The sequence below is a fragment of the Sorangium sp. So ce1335 genome, assembly GCF_051521615.1.
GTDB lineage: Bacteria > Myxococcota_A > Polyangia > Polyangiales > Polyangiaceae > Sorangium.
This window is the reverse complement of the sequence record NZ_CP150363.1, coordinates 12,426,517-12,448,123: the sequence shown is the minus strand read 5'-3', so window position 1 is coordinate 12,448,123 and position 21,607 is coordinate 12,426,517. Positions and strand designations below refer to the sequence as shown.

Genomic DNA, 21,607 nt, shown 5'->3' with positions numbered 1-21,607 from the left:
GGTCGCCGCCCGCCCGCCGTTCCCCGGGCATGCCCTGGAGCCGACCTCCTCGCCCCCTGCGCGTGCGCGCGAGCCTGTCCGTCGCACTCGTCTCGGCCGCGGTCCTGACCGGCGCGTGCGCCCGCGCCGAGCGCGCCCCCTCGGCGGCGATGGAGCCCGCCGCGGCGCCCGCGCCCGCGGCGACGGCGATCCACCTGCCATCGCAGGGGCCCTCGCCCGGGGCGCCCCCGCTCTCCCAGCGGGCGATGCGGATCACGGTCGAGACCACGGTGCTCGTCGACGCCTTCGATCCGGCGCTGCAGCGGCTCCGGGCCGCGGTCGAGGAGCACGGCGGCTACGTGAGCGACGCCCGGGTGCACGGCGGACCGCACCACAGCGCGTCGCTCGAGGCGCGGATCCCCTCGGCGAGGGTGGGCACGTTCCGCGCCGTGGTGGCCTCGGTCGGCGAGGTGGTCTCGGACGCCGAGAAGGCGGAGGACGTGACCGAGCAGCGCGCGGACATCGGCGCGCGGCTCCGCAACGCCCGCGCGCAGGAGAAGCGGCTGCTCGACCTCCTCTCGGACCGGACCGGGAGCCTCGCGGACGTGATCGCCGTCGAGAACCAGCTCGCGACCGTGCGCCAGACGATCGAGCAGATCGAGGCGCAGGAGCGGCTCCTGGAGGGCCAGATCGCCTATGCGACGGTGAAGCTCTCGATCACCACGCGGTACGACGCGCCGGCCGTGGGCGCCGGCGGCAGGATCGCCCGCGCGGCCAGGGAGGGCGTCGAGAACGCGGGGGCCTTCCTGGTGAACGCCGCCGTCGTCGCCGCGACCGCCGGCCCCACCCTGCTGCTGCTGGCGGCGATCGGCGCGGTCCTTTACTACGCGCTCCTCGCCGTGCTCCGGCGTCGCGCCGCGGCGAGGCCGCGCCCGCCAGTCCATGCGGGCCCCCCGGGGCCGTATCCGAGCGGCCCGGCGGCGGCGTACGGCCCCTACGGCCCGATGGTGGCGGCGTACGGCCCGTATGGCCCGCAAGGCGCGCCGCAGCCGCACGGCGCACCGGCGGAGCAGGACCCGAGCGGCCCGCAGGGAACGCCGCAGCCGCACGGCGCACCGGCGGAGCAGGACCCGAGCGGCCCGCAGGGAACGCCGCAGCCGCACGGCGCACCGGCGGAACAGGACCCGAACGGCCCGCAGGGAACGCCGCAGGCCTGACGTCCACGAGGCGTCGCCGGCGCCCTCGGCGCGCGACCGGCTCAGGGTTTCCGGCCGACCGTCGCCCAGAAGTGCAGATCGGAGACGAGCGAGAGCGCCTCGCCGCGCTCCCTCGCCCTCGCTTCCTCTCTCCGGATGCGCTCGACCCCTCGCGCGTGGGCCTCCGGGGACAGCAGGGCGAGCTGGCTCGTCACGCGCGGGTCGATCCCGTCCGCGAGCAGCTCCGCGGCGGGGCGCCGCCGCCCGAGGCGCATGGCGAGCCGCGTCTCGTCGGCGATGAACCCGGCCTGCTCGAGCCACCGCTTCAGCGTGGAGGCCGAGGCGAACCGCGCGCGGTCGAGCGCCAGGGTCTCGTCGAAGTGATCGTAAACGAACCAGCGATCGATCCCCCGGTGCGGATCGAGGCCGATGTTGAGCAGGAGCCCGCGGGCGCGGAGCACCCGGAACGCCTCGGCCATGAACGCTGGCGGATCGGGGAAGTGGTGCAGCGCATTGACGCAGAGCACGCAATCGAGCTGCGCGTCCGGGAGCGGGAGCCGCTCGGCCGTTCCGAGGAGAAGCGCCGCCGCCGGAAGCCGGGCGCGCGCCTGCTCGAGCATGGCGGGGGACGCGTCGAGCCCGGTCACCTCGAACCCGTGATCGTGCAGGAGCTTCAGCCAGTGCCCCGTCCCGCACCCCACCTCGAGCGCGCGCCGGCCGGGCGAGGACCCGAGCACCTCGAGCACCATCCGCTCGAGCCCGGCATAGGCGCCGCCCTCGTAACGCCTGTCGAAGACCTCCGCGATGGGTTCGTAATCGGTCTTTCCCATGTCGCGCCTCCTGCCCCCCTGTCCGCGCTCGCGCTCGCCGTCGCGCCGCGCCGCGAACGACAAGCCCCCTCGGGATGTCGAGCCTGGAGCGCGCCGCCGGCCCGCGCCGCCGGCCCGCGCCGCCGGCCCGCGCCGCCGGCCCGCGCCGCCGGCCCGCGCCTCGCCCCGCGCCGCCGGCCCGCGCCTCGCCCCATCGAGCGCGCCGCCGGCCGCGCCTCGCGCCTATTTCGCCGCGCCGCTTCCGGCCGGCACCAGCGCCAGCACCCGGGCGGGCGCGCCGCTGCCGCGCCCGAGCGGGAGCGGCGCGACGACCACGACCGCGCCTGTCTCGGGGAGCTGCTCCAGGTTGGCCAGGTTCTCGATGTGATAACCGCCCTCCCCGAGGAACGCCCTGTGCTGCTCGAACGTCTGGCTCGGCCCCGGGTCGGTCGAGAGGGTGTCGATGCCGAGGCCGCGGACGCCGCGCTCGCGCAGGTAGCGGCTCGCCTCCACGGAGACCCCGGGGAAGTGCATGACGCCCTTCGCGTCCTGGTTGAGGTACTTCGCCGGATCGGACCAGCGGGCCCCCCAGCCCGTCCGGACCAGCACGATGTGCCGCGCGCCGAGGGCCCCGTGCCGCGCCTCCCAGCCCCGGAGATCGTCCGCGGTGAGCTGGTAATCGGGGCTCGCCGCCACCTTCGCCGTCACGTCCACGACCGCCGCCGCCCCCATGAGCTGTTCCGGCGCGATCTGCTCGACGGTCGCCGCCCCGACCTTGAAGTGCGCCGGCGCGTCCACGTGCGTGCCCGCGTGCTCGTCCATCGCGAATCGATTGGAGTAGTACGCGTCCTTCTCGACGGTGCTGAGCGTCTCGAGGGCATAGGGCTTGTTGCCGGGGAACAGCGGCATCCCCGGCGTGATCGGGTGCGTCAGGTCGACGACCCGCGCCGCGACGATGTCGAGGCCCGCGGGCGCGCCCTGCCCGGCGGGCGGCGCCGCGCCCTCGGCGTGCGCGGCGGGCGGCGGCGCCGCGGCGGGCGGCGATGCGGCCGCCGGCGCGCACGCCGAGAGGGCGAGCGCCGCCGGGCACAGCGCGTGGGCCGCCACCATCTTGGCGCCCGCGGGGAGGAAGCTGATCACGCTGGTTCCATGCGCCTTCTGCATGGCGCACACGTCACCACAGGCCCGCCGGCGCCACAAGGCGCGGCGACATGATCACACGCCCGCCGGCGCCACGAGGCCCGGCGACATGCCCACACGCCCGCCGGCGCCACGAGGCCCGGCGGCGCGGACAGCGCGCCGCGGCGGCCGTGAGCCCGTCGCCGGCGCGCTCCCGGGCGCGCCGCTCACACCTCGTGCAGCTTCACCCGGCGCCGCAGGTAGTTCAGCAGATCGATGCGCGTGACGAGCCCGACGAACTCGTCGCCGTCCGTCACGATGGGCACGAGCCCCGCGTCGAACATCGGGAGGAGATCGCGAATCGGCGTCCGCACGTCGACGGTGCGGAGCCGCGTCGTCATCGCCGTCTCCACCGGCTGGCGGAAGCGCGACACGTCGTCGACGGCGGCCAGGAGGAGATCGGACTCGTCCACGAGGCCGACGATCTTGCCGCCCTCCAGGACGGGGAGCTGCGACACGTCATAGAGCTTCATCCGCGCGTAGGCGACGAGGAGCGCGTCCTGCCGCTGCACCGTGACGACCGCCCTGTCGGCGTGGCGCCGCGTGATCACGTCGCGCAGATCGCCTGTCGGCTCGCGGTCCGTGAAGCCTTGATCGGCCATCCAGAAGTCGTTGTACATCTTCGACAGGTACTTGTTGCCGCTGTCGCAGACGAGGGTGCAGACGCGCTTCGGCGACGACTGCTCGCGGCAGTAGCGCAGGGCCGCCGCGAGCAGCGTCCCGGAGGACGAGCCGGCGAGGATGCCCGTCCTGGCGAGCAGCATCCGCGCCGTCTCCAGGCTCTCGCGGTCGGGGATCGTGTACGCGTGCTGGACCCGGGAGAGGTCCAGGATCGGCGGCAGGAAGTCCTCGCCGATGCCCTCCACGAGCCACGAGCCGGCCTTGCCGAGGTTGCCCGTCTTGACGTAGCCCGCGAGCACCGAGCCCTCCGGGTCGGCGAGCACCATCTCGCAGCGCGGCTGCGCCTTGGCGAAGTAGCGCGAGAGCCCGGTCATCGTGCCGCCCGAGCCGACGCCGCACACCATCGCGTCGATCCTGTGGCCGAGCTGGGCGGCGATCTCCGGGCCGGTCCCTGTCTCGTGCGCGAGGGCGTTCGCGGGGTTCTCGAACTGGTTCACGTAGAACGCGCCCTCTTCCTGCGCGATCCTCGCCGCCAGGTCCTGGTAGTAGCTCGGGTGGCCCTTCTCGACGTCCGAGCGCGTCATCACGACGTTCGCGCCGAGCGCCTTCAGGTGAAAGACCTTCTCCTGGCTCATCTTGTCGGGGATCACGAGGGTCAGCCGGTAGCCCTTGCGCGCGGCGACGAGCGCCAGCCCGAGCCCGGTGTTGCCGGCCGTCGCCTCGATGATGTGGCGCCGGTCCCCGCCGAGCTGCCCGGCCCTCTCGGCCGCCTCGATCATCGAGAGGCCGATGCGATCCTTGATGCTGCCGCCCGGGTTCTGGCTCTCCATCTTGAGGAAGAGCTCGCACGGCCCCGTGTCGAGCTGAGCAACCTTGATCATCGGTGTGTGGCCGATGAGAGAGACGATGTTCTCGGCGGGCGGAGGGGTCGGCATTGGCGTCGTCATGACAGCTCAACGGTCACACGACGCGCACCGCCTGTCGAGGCGCTCGGCCCCGGATGACGCGCGCGTCAAGGACGGGCAGCCCTGGAAAACGGACAAACGTCCGCTAGGATGGATTGTACGCTGCGGCGCATGTGCGTTGGGGGCGCACGCGACGGGCGTGCGCACGGGGTGGCGGGCATCCGCACGGCGGCGCGCGTCTGGCCCCGCGCGCGCGCGCCAGACTCCGCGTGCGCGCGCCAGACTCCGCGTGCGCGCGCCAGACTCCGCGCGCGCGTCAGTCGCTGCGTGCGCGCGTCGGGCGCCGCGCGCGCGTCACGCGGCGGGGCGCACCGCCTTCTTGAAGGCGGCCGGGCCGAGCGCGTTCAGCACCTCGCCGCGGCGGAGGCCGCCGCGCCGGGCGGTCCCGACGCCGAAGCGCAGGTTGTGGAGCGCGTTCGTGGAGTGCGCGTCCGTCGAGATCACGAAGCGGATACCGCGCTTGCGCGCCTCCTTGATCCACCGGGGCTCCATGTCGAGGCGGTACGGGTCGCCGTTCACCTCGACGGCGGCCCTCGACTCGGCCACGGCGTCGAGCACCTCCTCGACGCGGCACGCGAACGGCTCGCGCCGCTGGATGAGCCGGCCGAGCGCGTGCCCCCAGATCTTGAAGACCGGCTGCTTCATCGCGCTCACGAGCCGGCGCGTCATCTGGTCGGCGTCCATCTTCATGCGCGAGTGGATGCTCGCGATGATCACGTCGAACTGCTCGAGGATCGCGTCCGGATAATCGAGGTTCCCCGATTCCAGGATATCCGACTCGGTGCCCCGGAGGAGCTTCACGCTCACGCGCTCCTGCACCCGGGCGATCTCGTCCCATTGCTGCTTCAGCCGGTCGAGGCCGACGCCGCCCGCGTAATGGGCGGCGGGCGAGTGATCGGTGATGGTGAGGTATTTCATCCCCATCGCCTCGGCCTCGAGGGCCATCTCCTCGATGGTGTTCTTGCCGTCCGAGTACACGGTATGGCAGTGAACCATCCCCTGGATATCGCCCTCCTCGATGAGCGCGTCGTCGCGGACATCCGGGGCCAGGGCCGCGGCGATGTCGTTTTCGCCCTCGCGGAGCTCGGGCGCGATGAACGGCAGGCCGAGGTGCCTGTAGAGGTCCTCTTCCGTCTTCACGGCGAGGCGCTTTGTGCCGCGGAGGAGCCCTCTCTCGTCGAGCGTGAAGCCCAGCTCGCGCGCGAGCGCGCCGAGCGCGCCGAGGTAGGCGGGCGAGCCGGTCCGGTGGTGGAGCGCGGCGGCGTAGTCCCGGGGCGGCACGCAGAGGAGCTCGCCGCGCAGGCCGCTCGAGAACCGCACGGCGCACCGCGATTCGCCCCGCTCCTCGACCTCGGCCACGCGCGGGAAGCGAGCGAAGCAATCGATGACCTGCCCGGCGTCGTCCGCGGCGGCCACGAGGTCGACGCGCGCCACCGTCTCTTCCCAGCGCCGGATGCCGCCGGCGAGATCGGCCTGCTCGGTCGCCTCGCACCCGCGCACGAGGGCGAGGAGCGGCTCGGCGAGCTCGAGCGCGTCCACGAGGAGGACGCGGTCGTCGTGCGTCTCGTAGCGATGGATGCCCTCGAGCAGGCTCGACTCGATCTTGGCGCCGAAGCCCTTCACGCCGCGGACCTTGCCGGTGAGGCACGCCTGCTTGAGCTCCTCGACGCTGCCGACGCCGAGCGCCTCGTGGAGCGCCTTGATCCGCTTGAGCGTCATGCCCGGCACCTGCGAGAGCTCCAGGACGCCGCGGGGAAGCTCGGCGCGGAGCTTCTCGAGCTGCTCGGAGCGCCCCGTCTGGTAGAGCTCGGCGATCTGCGCGGCGAGCGCCGCGCCGACGCCGCGGATGTCGGTGAGCCTCCTGGCCGTGACGAGCGCGCCGAGGTCGTCCTCGAGCCCCTCGAGGGCCTCGGCGCCGGCCTCGTAAGCGCGCGCCCGGTAGGGGTTGTCTCCCTTGATCTGGAGGAGCAGCCCCATCTCGCGGAGGGCGCGGGCGATGTCGAGCTTGTCGAGCATGGGTGGCTGCGATGATAGCACCCGCAGGCCGGAAGATAGACAGTGTAGCTTTTTGCAACGTGGCAGTTTGCCACATGAAGTCCCTCGGTCGCGAGGTCGCGCCCGAGGCGGACGCGCTCAACGGGTCGCGGTGCGAAGCAACAGCTTCGAGGGCGTCGCCGGCAGCGCGGCGTCCATCTTTCGCCTTTCGTCTTCCGTTCCCCGTCTGGCCTCCTCGTGCGCGTGCGCGTGCGCGTTCCCGTGCGCGTTCGTGCCGCTATACGTCTCTCGAGGACGGCAGAAGAGGATAGAACGCGCACGCGCACGAATGATGGGGGACGGGGGACGGCAGGATTTGGTCGCCCCCATCTCCCGATGGACGTGCCTCCATCAAAAACATGGGTCGCCCCCATCTCCCGATGGACGTGCCTCCATCAAAAACATGGGGCCCACCCATCTTCCGGTGGACGTGCCTCCATCAAAACATGGGGCCCACCCATCTCCCGGGGGACGTGCCTCCATCAAAAACATGGGTCCCCCCCATCTTCCGGTGGACGTGCCTCCATCAAAACATGGGGCCCACCCATCTCCCGGTGGACGTGCCTCCATCAAAAACATGGGTCGCACCCATCTCCCGATGGACGTGCCTCCATCAAAACATGGGGCCCACCCATCTCCCCGATGGAGACGCCGCCCTCCGGCGCCTCCGGGACCAGCAGGGAGCTCGGAGACGGCGAGGCCTCCCCCCTACCTGCACCCCAGCCGGCACACCATGGCCGCCGTGTAGGCGCACCCGTGGTCGCCCCAGATCGACGAGCTCGGCCCCGTGCACCGGAACGCGCACCCGCGCCCGTCCGCGATCGCCTCCGCCGTGAGCGGTAGCCCTCGGCGTTGACGAGCGCGCCGGACCTGCGGCGCGCCCGCTTCGACCACGCCCGCGTTCAAGCCCGGCACGCGCCGCGCCCTGACTCTGGGCCCGTACCGCGGCGCGTGCGCCGCAATGGGGAAGCTCCATGGCGTGAGGGGTGATCGCGTCGCGCGCGGCGCCTGGAGGATCGTGTGTGCGCTGCTCCTGATGGCGCTCCTCGCTGCAGATCGGTCCGAAGGCCATTCGCCGGAGGCCGTCGCGCAGCGCCCCGCCGCTGCCGCCGGCGTTCCGGCGCGGCGGATCGTCGCGGAGGCGCTCGAGTTCATCGAAGGAAGCCCGCGGGCTGCGGGGGAATCGCCCGCTTCTTCCGAGTAGCGCCTATCCCTCGATTCTGCCGAGGAAGTGCCGTGCCGGCTCAGCTCCCCGCAACCTGCAGCCCGTCGAGCAACCGTTCGGGTCCTCAACCCCTCGACGGTTCGGTCCACTCGCCGCGGGCGAAGTGGAGCGCCTCCGCCTCGATCGTGGTCGCGAAGCTTGTCGCGCCGTCCTGGCGCGTGAGGCGGTTCACCTGCAGCAGGCCCGCCTGCGTTCCAACCAATACCGCCGTCCGCGCGAAGCTCGACGTGATCTGTACCCGCATGCCGTGCATCGCCGCCTCGAACGCGGCGTCATTGCGCGCGGACGCCTGGCGCATGTCGACGACGATGCCCGCGCTCCGGTGTCGCGATGCGATCAACCGCAGCACTGCCGCGTTGGCGCTGGTGAGCTCCTCGATGGAGGCGAAGGGCACCGGCTGGCGCACGAGCCACACGACGCGCCCGTCGCCGTCCTCCTCCATCAGCCAGTGGGTGCTCGCAAGCAGCGTCGTCTTCACCGTATCGGAGGGAATTATGGCACCCCATGGGCACGAGGGGCAGAAACCCACGTCCTTTGCAGCTGAACGCCGCGAGACGGCTCTCTTCGCGGCCGCCGCGGCGAAGCCGCGCAAAGCTGGGTCGGTTCACGACAACGGATCGCGCCAGGCCGGAGCCGCCGCGGAGCGCGCACGGCCCACCGCGCCGCCCGCCCCTACTTGCTGCACCCCAGACGGCACACCATGGCCGCCGTGTAGGCGCACCCATGGTCGCCCCAGATCGACGAGCTCGGCCCCGTGCACCGGAAGGCGCACCCGCGCCCGTCCGCGGTCGCCTCGGCCGTCAGCCGGTAGCCTTCCGCGTTGCAGCTCCCCGTCGACGACAGGCAGCTCGACATCTGCGGCTCGCACTGCTCCACGACGTACCCGGCCGGACACGTCCAGTCGACGCTCGCCCGCCCGTAGTCCGGCGACCTCCCCGTCTCTGTCGCGACCGGCTCGTGCTTCGAGAAGGTCGGCATCCCGGTCGTGACCTGGAGCGGCACCGCGACCGCTCGCTGGCGCGGCGTCACCGGAGAGGACGGATCCTTCGGCTCCACGACGAACGTGTCCCGCCGCGTCTGCCGCTCGCAGCCGGCGGTCTCGCCCTCCGGCGTCCACGAGAACGCGAGCTCCGCGCTCCCGTGCGCGGGCACCTCGACCGTGCGCTCGCCGTGGGTCACCCGGATGTCGACCTGCGCCCGGTTCGTGAGGAGCGCCTGCGCCGTCGCCGTCGCGCCGTACGGCACCACGCCGAGGTCGAGCGGCAGCGGCGCGATCTCCGGCTCGGGGAGCGAGAAGCGGCACACGTCCGCCACCGGGTAGATCGCGTACGCCAGCGGCACCGCCTTCTTCACCTCGAGCCGCAGCGCGCCGAACGCCTGCCCGCCCTTCGCGCCCGCCACCGGCGCGCCCTCGACGCCCTCGATCGCCAGCTCGCCGACCGAGGTCATCGTCACGCGGCGGTCCCCCGCCTCGATCCGCGCCTTGAACAGGGCCATCGCCGTGCCGTGCGCCTCGCCGGCGGTCACGTCCGTCTCGTAGGCGACCATCGCGCCGCGCTTCACGGCCCCGATGAAGTGCGTCGCCCGGCCGCACGCGCAGCCGCCGCCCGGCGCCGGCACGACGCTCTCGGTCGGATCGAAGAACTGCGGATCCTCGTCCGCGACGAGCGCCATCGCCACGAGCCGCAGCCGGCGCCTGTCGAGCGTCCCCCCGGCGCTGAAGTACGCGGGCAGATCGACGTCCGCGCCCACGAGGACCGAGTCGACGGCGATGCCGACGTAGCGGAAGTCGATCGCGCGCTCCCCCGCCCCCGGCGCGGGCGCTCCTGTGGTCGCCGGCGCGGGCGCCCCCGGCGCGGCCGCGCTCGCGGGCGCTCCTGGGGTCGCCGGCGCGCCCGTGCTCGCCGGCGCGCCCGCAGCCGCCGGTGCGCCGGTGCCGCCGCTCGCTGCCGGCGTCGCCGTCCGGCTCACGCCGACAGGCGTCGCCGCGCTCGCGGACGCCACCGAGACGGCAGGCGACGCCTGCTCTGTCTTGGGCCGCGCGCACGCGACGCCGACCGGCGAGAACACCCCCGCCGCGCTCCGCGAAAGCCCGCGGCCCGGCACCATCGCGCTCGACGTATCGAGGAGGTAGTCGTGCCGCACGTCGCTGAACGCCCGCGCGGCCGCGATCAGCGCCTCGGCCTGCGAGCAGCCGCTCCCCTTGCAGGCCGGCAGCACCGCCGCGCCGGCCGGCCGTCGCGGCGGCACGGGCGGCACCTCCGGCGGCCCGGGGCAGCCGAGCGCCGACACCAGCAGCCCCAGGAGCAACGCGCCGGCGCGCACAGGCGCCGCGCCCGCCCCGCCGCGCGCACGCGCCGCGCCCGCCCCACCGCGCGCACGCGCCGCGCCCGCCCCGCCGCGCACACGCGCGGCGCCCCGCCAACGAGCGCGCCCCGCGCCGCTCACGGCCATGCGATCGTCATCCACCGGACGCGCCCCGAGCCGCTCACCGCGTCGTCCGCGAAGAACAGCGACGCGCCGGACCGCCCCGCGAACGCGGGCGACACGTCGTGCGACGCGCTGCCGGTGAGCCAGACCAGCGGCTTCATCGCGGGCGCCGCCGCCTCGCCCGGCGGCAGCGTGAAGGCGCTCAGCACCACCGAGTCCCCCGGCGCCGACGCGAGCACCCCGCGGCAGACCTTGTCGCAGGCGAGCGCGACAGAGGCCACCGGGGCCCCGTCCGGCGCGGCCACCGCGAGCGCCGGCCCCTGCGCCGCGCCGCCGTTGTCGAGCCGCAGGAACCGCGCGTGCCCGCCCGCCGCCCCGCCCCCGCCCGCCGCCGCGCCCTCCGCGGCGACCTCGTCGACCCAGCCGACGAGGACCCCGCCCTCGTGCGGCGCGAGCACCGGGCTGCGCGAGTGCTCGGGCGACGCGTGGAGGCGCGACTCGTCGCCGATCCGCTGCAGCGTCTTCGCGTCGAGCCGCGCGAGGAAGATGTCGCCGCTCGCCTCGCCGCCCGGGTCACCCGCGCCGCCGGCGCCGCCCGCAGCGGCGTCGCCAGCCGGGCGCGCGTCCGACCACACGAGCCACGCCTCCTGGCCGCGCACCGCGATCTGCACCTCGGCCGCGTCGAGCGGCGCGTTCGTGATGCGCCGGTCCGGCACGGTCCGGTTCAGCGCGCGGTCCACCCGCGCCGCGTACACCTCGGCGTTGCCGTCGCGCGTGTCGACCCACGCGACGATGAAGCCCCCCGCGCCGTCGTACGCGATCGCCACGTCGGTCGCCTCGCTCGCGGCGCCGCCCTGCTTCTTCCGCGGCGCCGTGGTGAGCTTCTTCTGCGCGACCTTCGCGCCCGTCGCGTCGAGCTTCGTCACATACACCTGCGTCTCGCCCCGCTCGCGCGCGACCCACGCGAGCACGCTCTCGCCCTGCGCCGCCCCGCCCTTGCCCTTCGCGTCGGCCGGCGCCGGCGGCGCCGCCGCGATCGCGACGCCGCCGAGCGACGACGCCTTCTGCGAGATGACGTTCAGCTTGCCGGGCCCGCCCGGCGACGCGGCGCGCACCGCCAGCGTCGCGGAGAGGTCCTGCCCGCGGGGCGCGCTGTCCGACGCGCCCTCGACGAAGTACGTCACCCACGCCGACACCACGGCGCCGCCGTCGAGCTCGGCGGCCGCCACCCTGGCGATGGAGTCGCCCTCGGCGAGCGCGCGCACCGAGGTCGCGCGCGGCAGCGCGTCCCTGTCCTCCCGGAACGCGGGCGCGCGCCACGGGCTCTCGCGCACCGGCAGCGACACGAGCGCGAGCGGCGCGCGCCCACCCGCCGCGCCCGCCGCCCCGCCCTGCTGCGCCGGCGCGCCGGCCGCGGCGCTCGCGAGCGTCGTGCACGCGCCCTTGTGGCAGGTCAGCCCGCGCACGAGGTACGGCACGCCGTCGGTCGCCGCGAACGGCGCGGCGCGCACCGGCTCCGCCGCCCGCACCGAGAGGTCCGGGCCGAGGCGCACGAACGTCGGCCAGACCGGCGGCGCCGCCTCGCCGCGGCCCGCCTTGAGCGCCGCGGGCGCGAGCGTCACCGCGGCGAAGCCGTCGCCGTCGGCCGCGAGATCGGGCGGCCCGCTCGCGCTGAAGACGAGCCCCGCCCGCTCCGCGCTGAGCGCCCCGTCCGGACCGACCGACGCGAGGTGGATCAGCCGACCCTGCCCGCCGGCGCCCGCCCCGCCCGCCTCGGCGCCGCGGGGGCGCAGCAGGTCCTCCCACGCGAGCAGCGCCCGGCCGCCTCCTCCGGCGGCCGGCGCGACGAGCGAAACAAGCGCCTGCTCGCCCGACGGCGGCGTCGCCTGCCGCGGCGCCACGGCCACCTTGCCGCCCGGCTCGACCGCCGCGAGGTACACGGCGCTGTCGATGTCCCGCTCGTCCGTCCAGGTGAGCAGGTAACGCCCGCCGACGGAGACGATCTCGAGATCGATCTGCGCGGTCGGCTCGGGGCTGACGGTCACCGGCCCGGACACCTTCCCGGCCGGGTCGATCTCCAGGAGCGCGACGGATCCGAGCTTCGGCGCCGCGGCGGCGTCCTCCGCGTCCGCCTTGCGCGCCGGCTTGCGCTCGCCCCTGGCCGGAGGCCCGGCCGGCGGGAGCACGAGGGCGACCGCCGCGCCCCGCTCGGTCGCGACGGCGTTCCACCCCAGCACGCCGCGCGCGACCGACGCGGGCGCCGTCGGCTTCGTCGCGGCGCCCTTGCCCTGCGCCACGACGCTCAACACCACGTCGACGCGGTCCACGCTCTGGGCCGCGCTCTGCTCGGCGCTCTGGTCGGCGCTGTCCTGGGCCTCGCGCGGCATCTCCCACAGCACGAGCGCCCCCGCCGCGTTCGGGAGCACCTCGAGCCACGTGATGTCCTCGGCCGTCTGGGCCACGAGGCTGGCCGGGCCCACGGGCTTGCCGGCCGGGTCGAGCGCGAGCACCCGCACCGCGCGGCTCCCCTCGGTCTGCTCGATCCAGGCGGCGACGTAGCCCTGCGGCCCGGCGCGGAGCGCGGCGACGGGCACGTCGGCGGCGGCCGGCCCGACCTCGACGGCGTCCCCTCGCGGCGCCCCGTCGGCGCCGAGGACGCGCGTCCTCCACCGGCCCCCCGCCGCATAGAGCAGGAGCGCCTCGTCGCCCCGCCGGGCGAAGTAGGGCGTCGCGTCCTCGTCCTCGAGCTCCGCGATCACGCGGGCGGGCAGGAGCGGCACCCCCTCCGGCGCCTTCGGCTGCGCGCGCGGCGTCTTCACGACGGGCGCCGGCCGCGCCGCGGGGGCCTTCGCCGCGCCGGAGCACCCGAGCAGCAGAGCGAGCGCGGCGCCGGTCAGGCCGCGCGAGCCGCATCGAACCCAGGAAAGACCACTGCGGACGAGCATGGCGCCGACCATGCCAGAAGCGCCCAGCCCCCGCTACATGCCCGATCGCGGGCGAGCGCAGCGCGTTAAAATGCGAGCAGGCGCCCGAGGAGCGACCTGTACCTGCGCAGGGCGAGCCGGTACTCCTCCGTCGACGCCTCCGACGTCCCGAGCTCGCTGTCCAGCAGACGTTGCAGCGCGCTGCGCTCCTCGCGGAAGCTCTGCGCGACGCGCTGGATCACCTCGGTCACGAGCGCGTCGGCCTGCTCGACCGCCAGGCGCGGCGCCTCGATGAAGCTCGCCTGGATCGCGCTCCAGCGCTCGGACAGCTCGCGCGCCTCGTCCGGCGTGAGGACGGGCGGCCGGTCGGGCCAGGGCTCGCCGGTGGGCCCGCCGCGCGCCGTGTAGACGGCCGGCTGCCGGCCCGACTCGGGCGGGGGCTCCTCCTCATGGCTCCGCGTCTCGGGCAGGCTGCTCTCGCGCGCCGTCACCATTCGCTCTCTGTGCAATGGGCTCACGATGGCCACCTCTCCGCTCGTTCGCGTTGTCCGCCCAGCGGGCCAAGCAAGCCTCATGCGCGTCCCGCTGTGCATCCGTGCCCGTCGTGCGCACCGCGCCGCGACAAGGCCAGAGGCCCAGAAGGCCCGAGAAAACCCCGAGAGCCCTCGGCGCCCGCCGGGCCCCGGCGGCGGGCGCGGCGAGCCCTCACGGGCCGACGAGGCGGAAGAGTCAGGAAGAGCGAGGAAGACCGCGGAATTCCCGCGCTGCACGGCGGATCCGCGGGGCGAGGCGCCCGGGGCTCACGCGAGCGCGGCGCGCAGCTTCGTCACGACGGCGCGGAGCTCGCGCACCACCTGGAGGAACGCCTCGTCCTCGTCGGCCCACTTGCTCACGGGCTTCTTGTCCCGCGGCACCGCCTGGAGCTCGGCGAAGCGCGTCGTCTCCCAGTCGCACGGGCGGAGCAAGATCGGCACGACCGCGGCCTGCCCGGCGGCGCGCCGCTCCATCGCGCGCGCCACCTGCGCGTCGCCCTGCTCGGACGCGAGGTAGCTCGCGCTCACGAGGAGCAGGATGAGATCGGCCGACTCGAGCTGCTCGCCGATCGCGCGTTCCAGGTCCTCGCCCGCGCCGATCTTCCCGCTGTGCCACGGCGCGATGAGCCCCTCGCGCCTGAGCGGGCTCATGTGCGCCTCGAGGCGCGAGAGGAGCTCCTCGTCGCGCGACGCGTACGAGAAGAAGACGCGCACCGGCCGCTGCCCAGGCGCGCGCGCGGTCGGCGGCGCGACGGTCGGGCGCGCCGCCGCCGGAGGCGCCGCGCCCGGGGCCGGCGAGGGCGCCGCGGCGCGGGGCGGCGGCGGCGGCGCCGCGCCCTGCTCCAGGCCGAGGAGGATCTCGGCGACCTCGGCGTGATCCCCGGACTGGTTCTCGTAGACGATGAGCCGGACGCCCGACTCCTCGAGCAGCTTGCGGCGGAACGGCGGCACGCCCTTCGGGAGCAGCGCGAAGTGCATGGGCGGCTGCCCGCCCGAGAGCGCGCGCACGCGGGCGAGCGTCTGGTCGATGTTGTCGTCGGCGAGGCCGAAGCCCACGAACAGCATGGAGTGCGTGCGGTAGAGCGCGCCGAACGCGTCCTGCAAGAGGGGCGCGCCGAAGATCGCGCGGTCGTACTGATCGCGCGAGAACACCCACGTATCCCACGCGCGCAGCGTGCCGTGCAGCTTCAGGATGAAGCGCCTGTCCATGGCGATGTCGGCCGTCGGCCGATCGAGGACGCGCCACTCGCCCTGGAACGCGCGCTCCAGGAAGCGGTCGATGTTCGTGGTGAGCACCGCCTTGAGCTCCGGCTTGAGCGCCGCGATCGCCTGCGCCACCTCCGGCACGTCGCGGCCGGTGTCGTCGAGCTCCTTGTCGACCGTCCAGTTGAAGTCCTGCGGCCCGAGCGCGAGCTTCGCGGCGGAGAGCGCGTTGATGAGCTGGTTCGAGGCGATGTACTGCTGGATCTCGTCGACGACGGCCGGATCGGCGCCCCGCCGCCGCGCGCGGTCGCGCAGCTTCTCGGCGAGCTGCTTCCATGTGGGCAGGCCCGCCGCGGCCGAGACGCCCGCGCCAGCGAAGACGATGAGGTTCCCTGACGCGTAGCGCTCGCGGAGCTGCTCGAGGATCTCGTCATCCATCGGCGATCACGATACCGCGGATCCGCGCCCGCGGGCGGCGCCGCGCCCCTCACCGCGGCGGCGGCGAGCGCCGCGCCCCTCACCGCGGCGGCGAGCGCCGCTCGGTGGCGAGCGAGAGCCCGACCCCCAGCCAGGCCCCCTCCACGGCGCCCGCCGCGCCGGAAGCGTCCCTGTACGGCGCCGGCCGGAGCACGACCCCGGGGTCCAACGTGAGCCCGAGCCACACCGGGCCGCCCAGCCGGGTCTCCACGCCGAGCCCGACGCCGGCGCGGGCGGACCACGTGTCGCGCTCGTCCGGGACGCCGTCGACGGAGGAGGCGGCCGGCAGCCTGACCGAGGCGATCGAGGCCGCGGCGCCGACCGACAGGCGCCACGAGGCCGTGAGCCAGAAACGGTAGTCGCCCGAGAGGCCGGCCTCCAGCCAGCGCATCGCGTCGTCGCCGGACGGCGTGGCCAGCAGGCGGGCGAACAGCGACTCGGTGAGCCGCAGGCGCCGCACGCCGAGCGCGATGCCGGCCCCGCCGAGCGTCCGGGGCCCGCCCGACACGACCGCCGCGTACGGCCCGGCCGAGACGGAAAGCGCGTCGAGATCGCGCGAGGCCAGCTCGATCTCGTCCGCGGTGGGGCGGCGCGGCGGCGGCGGCCGCCGCGGGGCGCGCGCCCGGCGCATCTCGGCGACGATCATCTCGGAGGCGGCGATCGCGACGAGGCGCGCGGCGACGTCCGAGGTCAGGCCGGAGACGGCGATCTGCCGGCGAACGACGGCGCGGCCGTCGAGGCGCACCTGGATCTCGAGGCGCGCGGCGGTGGGCCGGTCGACCCACACGGTCGCGACGCGGTCGCCGAGCGGCCCGACCGGCTCGGCCGCGAGCGTCACGCCGTCCGGGAGCTCGATCTCGAGCAGGCGCCGCAGCCGGACGCTCGAGACCTCCTCCGCCGCGCCGCGCGACAGCGCGACGCGCGCCTCGACGGGCCCCGGCGCGGCGGGCGGCGGCGGCGCGCTCGGCGCAGGCGCGCGGCCGCCGCTCGCCACGGCGACGTGGGGCTCGGCCGCCGCCGCGGGGGCCGCGGCGAGCAGCAGCGCGCAGCTCAGCAGGCTCGGGCGCGCGAGCCGCGGCGACGCGGGCAGACCGCGGCGAGGGCGCGCCGTCGTCACCCGATCATCCCTCCGCGCGGAACGCGGCGACGACCCAGTTCACGTGGCGGCCTCGATCGTCGTTGCTCGAGTGCCGCTTGAACAGGGGCAGCTTCAGGATGCGCACGTGATCCTGGATGTTCGTCATGAACGGCGAGCCAGCGATCGGCGTCCCGTCGGGCCGCACCTGCCGCCCCTCGATCTTCAGCTTCTTCAGCACCTCGAGCGACGCGAGCCGCAGGAGCTCATAGGCCCTGTCCGGGTCCTTGCTGCTCACCGACACGATGAGCTTGCCGAACGTCGGGTCCTTGTTGACGAGGACGTCGCCCTCCTCGAAGCCGCAGTCGAAGCGGATCTTCAGGTCGGTGAGGTCGTTGTCGTCGAGCGCCTCGCGGATCGCGTCGACGTCCGGGAGCGCGATGCGGTCGAAGACGCCGGCGTTCGGGAGGAACAGCCCCTTGCCGCCGTCGCGCGAGTCCCTGAGCTCCGGCTTCCAGCTCTCCGCGTTGATGCGGAACTCGCGGCTGCAGTGCGTCTGGACCACGTGCTGCTGCTCGAAGTCGATCGCCTGCCCGTCCGCGATGCGCATCTGCCACGCGACGAGGTTCACGGGGGCGCGGCCGCGCTTGCGCTTGATGCCGTAGCTCTCCTCGCTGACCGGGTGCTCCACCTGGATCCGCGTGTTCATCTCCAGGAAGTAGAACTTCCCGTCCTTGAACATCAGCTCCACGGTGCCCGCGCCCACGTAGCCCACGCGCTCCGCGATCCGCACGGCGAGCCCGCAGATCCGCTCCTCCAGGCCGGGATACCGCCGCAGCAGGGCCGGCGGCGCCTCCTCCTGGATCTTCTGGCTCGCGCGCTGCTCGCTGCAGTCGCGCATGCCGAAGTGCCGCGTGTTGCCGTAGCGGTCGCGCAGCACCTGGACCTCGAGGTGGATCGTCTCCGGGATGTTCTGCTCGAACATCACGCCGGGCTGCCAGTTGTACGTCTTGATCTCGCCGAGGACCTTCTGGATGGCCTGGGGCACCTGCTCCTCGGTCGGGATGACCGCCTGCCCGCGCCCGCCGCCGCCGTTCGCGGCCTTGAGCCGCCCCGGGAAGGTGAAGCCCCCGGCCGCGTGCGTCTCCAGGATGATCCGCTGGATCTCGGCCGGATCGTCGCTGTCGATGACGAGGCCCGGGGTGACCGCCGCCGGGTCGAACTCCTGGGCCATCAGGCGAAACTTGCGCTTGTCGCCGGCGTTCTCGACGACGTCCTGCATGGGGCCGACGAAGACGATGTTCTTCTGGCGGAAGTGCCGGATGGCCGCGGCGTTCTCCGCGAGCGGGCCGTAGCCGGGGTAGAGGCCCGCGCGCGCGAGCTCCTCCTCCCACGCGTCCCCGAAGCGCCGCGCGAACTCGGCCCTCACCTTGTCCGCTATCTGGACGTAGTTCGCGTAGCTCTCGCGGAAGTTCCCCTCGAGGCCCACCGCGAAGCCGCCGCCCTCCCGCGCGATCCGCACCTGCAGCGCGTCCTTGTCGTCCGTCAGGCTGTGGAGGACGACGGGGATCTTGCCGAGGGCGATGGCCTCGCGCGTGGCCCGGACGCCCATCTCGCCCTTGTCCGCCACGAGGATGTACCTGAGCTGGCCCGCGCTCACGGTCGTGGCCGGATAGGTGTCGAGCCGGTGCACCGCGGCGTACAGGAGGTCGAGCACCTGCGGGTCGTCCCGGTACAGCTCCGCGGCCCTGGCGTGCAGCAGCGCCGCCGCCTGGTCGCGCAGCGAGGGCTCGTCCTGCTCCAGGATCAGGAACTTGAGGAAGCGCTCGTCCTCGAACTCGCGGCGCTTGAGCGCGCGCAGCAGCCCGCCCTCCAGGTACGCCGCGAACCCGTCCCGGTCCGCGGGCGTGATCGACGCCCGCGCGTCGCGCAGGCGCAACAGCAGATCGTCCGCCTCGGACACGAGGTCCTGCACCCGCACCTCGTCGTTGAGCTCCCGGCGCAGCGCCGTCTCCAGGGAGCGCTGCCAGCCGAAGTGCGTCCTCCACACCTCGCCGTTCGCGATCAGGTAGCGCAGCCCGAGGAGGCGGTGCGCGTCCTTGCCGCCCGCCAGCGTGCCCAGGTCGAGCAGCACGAACCCCGGGACGCCCATCGCCGTGGTGAGCGCCTCCGTCGAGGAGACATAGCCGCCGCGCGGCAACACGAGCTTCCAGGGCGGGAGGGCCTGCGGATCCTTGCGAACGGGGAGGGAGCTGATGCGGACGGCTGTGGTCATTCCAAGCGGTTCTCCGGCGCGGCAAGCAAGCACCGAACCGTTACGGGATGTCAAGCTCCTCCGCCGTGCGGCCGCGTGAGGCCCTCACCGCTCACCCGCCGCGTTCACATGCACACGAGAACACGACATCGTGGCCGTACAGGCACCCAGAACAATGATCTCGTTGAGCGAGCGAGAAATGAACCGCCAAGACGCCAAGGACGCCAAGGACAAGAAGAAGACAATGCCTTGGCGTCTTGGCGGTTCGAAGTCCTGCTCGTTTCAGGCGGGTTCAACCCGTTTGTTGCTCCAGAGCGAGCGCGCGCTGGGCTCTTTCACGGCAGATCATCGCCAGAGCCTCTCTGGAGACAGGCGATCTTCGAGCGCCGCTGTCTCGTGGGCAGTCGCGCGCGGGCGCGGCGGCGGAGCGCGGACACCGCCGCTCGGAGGCGGCGGCGAACCGCGGGGAAGGCTCAGCTGGAGGAGGCGGGCGCGGGGGACGGGCGCCGGCGGATCAGGGCGCGGGGCTCGCGTCGGGGGCCGCCGGAGACGACGGCTGGGGCGGCGCGGCCTCGGGCTCCCCCTCCGCCGCCGCCTCCTCCTCGCCCTCGCCGGAGATGATCCGCCGGACGTCCTCGCAGCGGCCGTCCGGGTACTTGGCCGCGTACTCCCTGGCCATCTCGGACGCCTCGTCCTTGTGCCCGGCGACCACCTCGGCGCGGATGCGCTTGCAGAACGAGTCCTCCGCGAGGTTGCCCTCGGGGGCCAGCGACCGCGCCTTCTCGTAATACTTGGCCGCCAGCGCCTGCTCGCCCATGCTGGCGTGCATGTCGCCGAGCTTGTACGCCGCGATCGGCGCGTTCGCGTCCGTCGGGAAGCTCTCGACGACGCGCGCGAACGCGCGCATCGCAGCGGACCGGTCGCCGCCCTTCGTGCGCAAGAGGTCGCTGAGGTCCATCAGCTCCCTCGCCGTCTTCGCCGAGGCGATCGCCCCGTCGACGCCGCCGCTCTGCTGCTGCAGGATCTGCAGCGCATCGGCGACGTTGCCCGCGTTGTACCGCGCGCGCCAGTCCGGCGGCGGCGGCGCGGCGACGGGCGGCGACGGCGACTCGGCAGACGCCACCGGATCGATCGAGCGCGGCGGCGACGCCGCGCGGGACCTCCGCGGCTGCGGGGGCGCCACCGCCGCCGTGCGCTCGCGGATCGGCACGCCCTCCTCGGCGTCGCCGCGCCCGAGCTCGCGCGAGCCGGCCGGCGACGTCAGCTTGACCGAGCCATCCGTGACGTCGACGTCGATGTCGTCGACGTTGTGCCTCACGCGCAGCGCGCTGCCCGACGCCATCGCGAGCCGCGCCTCCCCCGCGACGAGCGAGAGCGCCGCCGCGCGCGGCCCGCTCACGGTGTCGAGCGACGCCTCGCCCTGCACGAGCCGCAGCGTCAGCGCGCCCCCGTCCGCCCGCTGCTCGACCTCGACGGTCGTGCCCGGCGTGAGCGCGATCGTACCGCCGCCCGGGAGCTGGAAGGTGCGCGCCTGCGAGCCCGCGGCGAACACGTCGACGAGCGACGGCACGTCGTCGGTCGGCGCCACGGCCGTGGGCGCCGGCGCGGCCCGCCCCTCGCTCCAGATCGACTTGCCGAGCCACAGGCCGCCAGCGAACGCGGCGAACGTCGCCGCCGCGAGCATCGCGGCCGCGCCCGCGCGGCGCGGCGACGCCGGCTCGCGCGCCTGAAGGTCGTGCTCGATGCGGTCCCAGACGCGCGCGATCCGCTCGTCGGTCGCGTGGTCGCGAAGATCTGCCGGACTGATCCGGGGTAGCCCTCGGCGGCTCATGGTGACGCCTCGCTGCTGGTGGAATCCACAAAATGCCCGTCGAGGAAGTGTTGCGCCCGTGAAATCCGCCGCTTGACGGTCGCCAGCGAGCAGTCGGTCATCTGCGCGACCGTCTCGAGGTCGTGCCCCTCCACCGAGCGGAGGATCCACGCGATCCGGTCGTCGGCCGGCAGCGTCTGGAGCAGGGCGTAGATCTGCGCGATCTGCGCGCGCATGTGGGGAGAGGCCGCCGGGCTCGCGAGGGCGTCGAGATCGACAGGCTCGCTCGACTTGCCCATCCCGAGCAGGCCGAGCAGCCGGGCGCGCCGCATCCGCGAGCGGACCTTGTGGACGACGATCGACCCGAGCCACGCCCGGAAGGCCGCCGGGTCCACGAGATCGCCGAGGCGCTCGAAGGCGCGAAGGAAGGCGTCGTGAACGATGTCCTCCACGTCGCGCGCCGAGCCCTCGATCCGCGTCGCCAGGTGGATGGCGAACGCCGCGTGCCGCCGGTACAGCTGCTCGAGGGCGCTCACGTCCCCGCGGGCGCCGAGGATCACGAGCTGCGCGTCCGGCAGCTCCGTAAGGCCTGCCCCGCGCTCCGCCGCTCCCGCCGCGGCAGAAGGCCGCCTGTCGCCGACGCTCCCCCCGCGCGCGCCCCCGGGCCGGCCCCCCCTGCCGCCGCGCTCCTCCGGGGCGAAGGCGGACCCGACGTCGCGCGCACCCTCCTGGGCCTCCGCGACCGGGGCGGCCGGGGCGACCGGTTCGACAAGGCGCAGGCGCGCTCGCTGAGGTCTCACAGCCATGGTTCGTACCCGAAGAAGAGGAGCAGGAGAAAGAGGGTCGCGCCGCGCGCGCGGGGAGCTGCCCCTCGGGCCGTGAACGACGCTTCG

General features: G+C 74.3%; 14 protein-coding genes. 1 reads left to right on the top strand and 13 read right to left on the bottom strand.

Annotated features, from left to right (window positions below; all coding sequences use genetic code 11):
• Positions 1 to 29 precede the first annotated feature (29 nt).
• The gene (locus tag WMF24_RS46370; RefSeq protein WP_437733901.1) at positions 30 to 1,196 is read left to right on the top strand and encodes a DUF4349 domain-containing protein; all 1,167 of its coding nucleotides are present in this window, start codon (positions 30 to 32) and stop codon (positions 1,194 to 1,196) included.
• A 41-nt stretch (positions 1,197 to 1,237) separates the two neighbouring features.
• Here WMF24_RS46370 and WMF24_RS46365 read toward each other — a convergent pair whose 3' ends face one another.
• The 13 genes from WMF24_RS46365 to WMF24_RS46305 form a co-directional block, all read right to left on the bottom strand.
• Positions 1,238 to 2,005, bottom strand: a complete 768-nt coding sequence (locus WMF24_RS46365) for a class I SAM-dependent methyltransferase (protein WP_437733900.1) — start codon at positions 2,003 to 2,005, stop codon at positions 1,238 to 1,240.
• 222 nt (positions 2,006 to 2,227) lie between these two features.
• Positions 2,228 to 3,148, bottom strand: a complete 921-nt coding sequence (locus tag WMF24_RS46360; RefSeq protein WP_437733899.1) for a cyclase family protein — start codon at positions 3,146 to 3,148, stop codon at positions 2,228 to 2,230.
• Positions 3,149 to 3,330: 182 nt separating this feature from the next.
• Positions 3,331 to 4,731 carry a pyridoxal-phosphate dependent enzyme gene (locus WMF24_RS46355; protein ID WP_437733898.1) on the bottom strand — a complete coding sequence of 467 codons (1,401 nt, stop codon included), beginning with the start codon at positions 4,729 to 4,731 and terminating at the stop codon, positions 3,331 to 3,333.
• Between the two features lie 312 nt (positions 4,732 to 5,043).
• Positions 5,044 to 6,765: a PHP domain-containing protein gene (locus WMF24_RS46350; protein WP_437733897.1), complete on the bottom strand. Its 1,722-nt coding sequence runs from the start codon at positions 6,763 to 6,765 to the stop codon at positions 5,044 to 5,046.
• 1,307 nt (positions 6,766 to 8,072) lie between these two features.
• A complete protein-coding gene (locus tag WMF24_RS46345) occupies positions 8,073 to 8,486 on the bottom strand; it encodes a hypothetical protein (protein ID WP_437733896.1) in 414 nt (137 codons plus the stop codon).
• Positions 8,487 to 8,680: 194 nt separating this feature from the next.
• The gene (locus WMF24_RS46340) at positions 8,681 to 10,300 is read right to left on the bottom strand and encodes a hypothetical protein (protein WP_437733895.1); all 1,620 of its coding nucleotides are present in this window, start codon (positions 10,298 to 10,300) and stop codon (positions 8,681 to 8,683) included.
• 152 nt (positions 10,301 to 10,452) lie between these two features.
• Entirely contained in the window at positions 10,453 to 13,383 is a 2,931-nt protein-coding gene (locus tag WMF24_RS46335) for a hypothetical protein (protein WP_437733894.1), read from the bottom strand.
• A gap of 65 nt (positions 13,384 to 13,448) precedes the next feature.
• Positions 13,449 to 13,880, bottom strand: a complete 432-nt coding sequence (locus WMF24_RS46330; RefSeq protein ID WP_437733893.1) for a hypothetical protein — start codon at positions 13,878 to 13,880, stop codon at positions 13,449 to 13,451.
• Between the two features lie 282 nt (positions 13,881 to 14,162).
• Positions 14,163 to 15,536 carry an SIR2 family protein gene (locus WMF24_RS46325; protein WP_437733892.1) on the bottom strand — a complete coding sequence of 458 codons (1,374 nt, stop codon included), beginning with the start codon at positions 15,534 to 15,536 and terminating at the stop codon, positions 14,163 to 14,165.
• A 79-nt stretch (positions 15,537 to 15,615) separates the two neighbouring features.
• On the bottom strand, positions 15,616 to 16,692 hold the full coding sequence (locus WMF24_RS46320; protein ID WP_437733891.1) for a hypothetical protein: 1,077 nt from the start codon (positions 16,690 to 16,692) through the stop codon (positions 15,616 to 15,618).
• A gap of 4 nt (positions 16,693 to 16,696) precedes the next feature.
• The gene (locus tag WMF24_RS46315; protein ID WP_437733890.1) at positions 16,697 to 18,925 is read right to left on the bottom strand and encodes a biotin carboxylase N-terminal domain-containing protein; all 2,229 of its coding nucleotides are present in this window, start codon (positions 18,923 to 18,925) and stop codon (positions 16,697 to 16,699) included.
• A gap of 493 nt (positions 18,926 to 19,418) precedes the next feature.
• Complete coding sequence (locus WMF24_RS46310) at positions 19,419 to 20,735, bottom strand: FecR domain-containing protein (RefSeq protein ID WP_437733889.1); 1,317 nt, start codon at positions 20,733 to 20,735, stop codon at positions 19,419 to 19,421.
• Positions 20,732 to 21,520 (bottom strand): RNA polymerase sigma factor, encoded by a 789-nt coding sequence (locus WMF24_RS46305; protein WP_437733888.1) that lies wholly within the window; start codon positions 21,518 to 21,520, stop codon positions 20,732 to 20,734. Before WMF24_RS46305 ends, WMF24_RS46310 begins: the two co-directional genes overlap by 4 nt.
• Positions 21,521 to 21,607 lie beyond the last annotated feature (87 nt).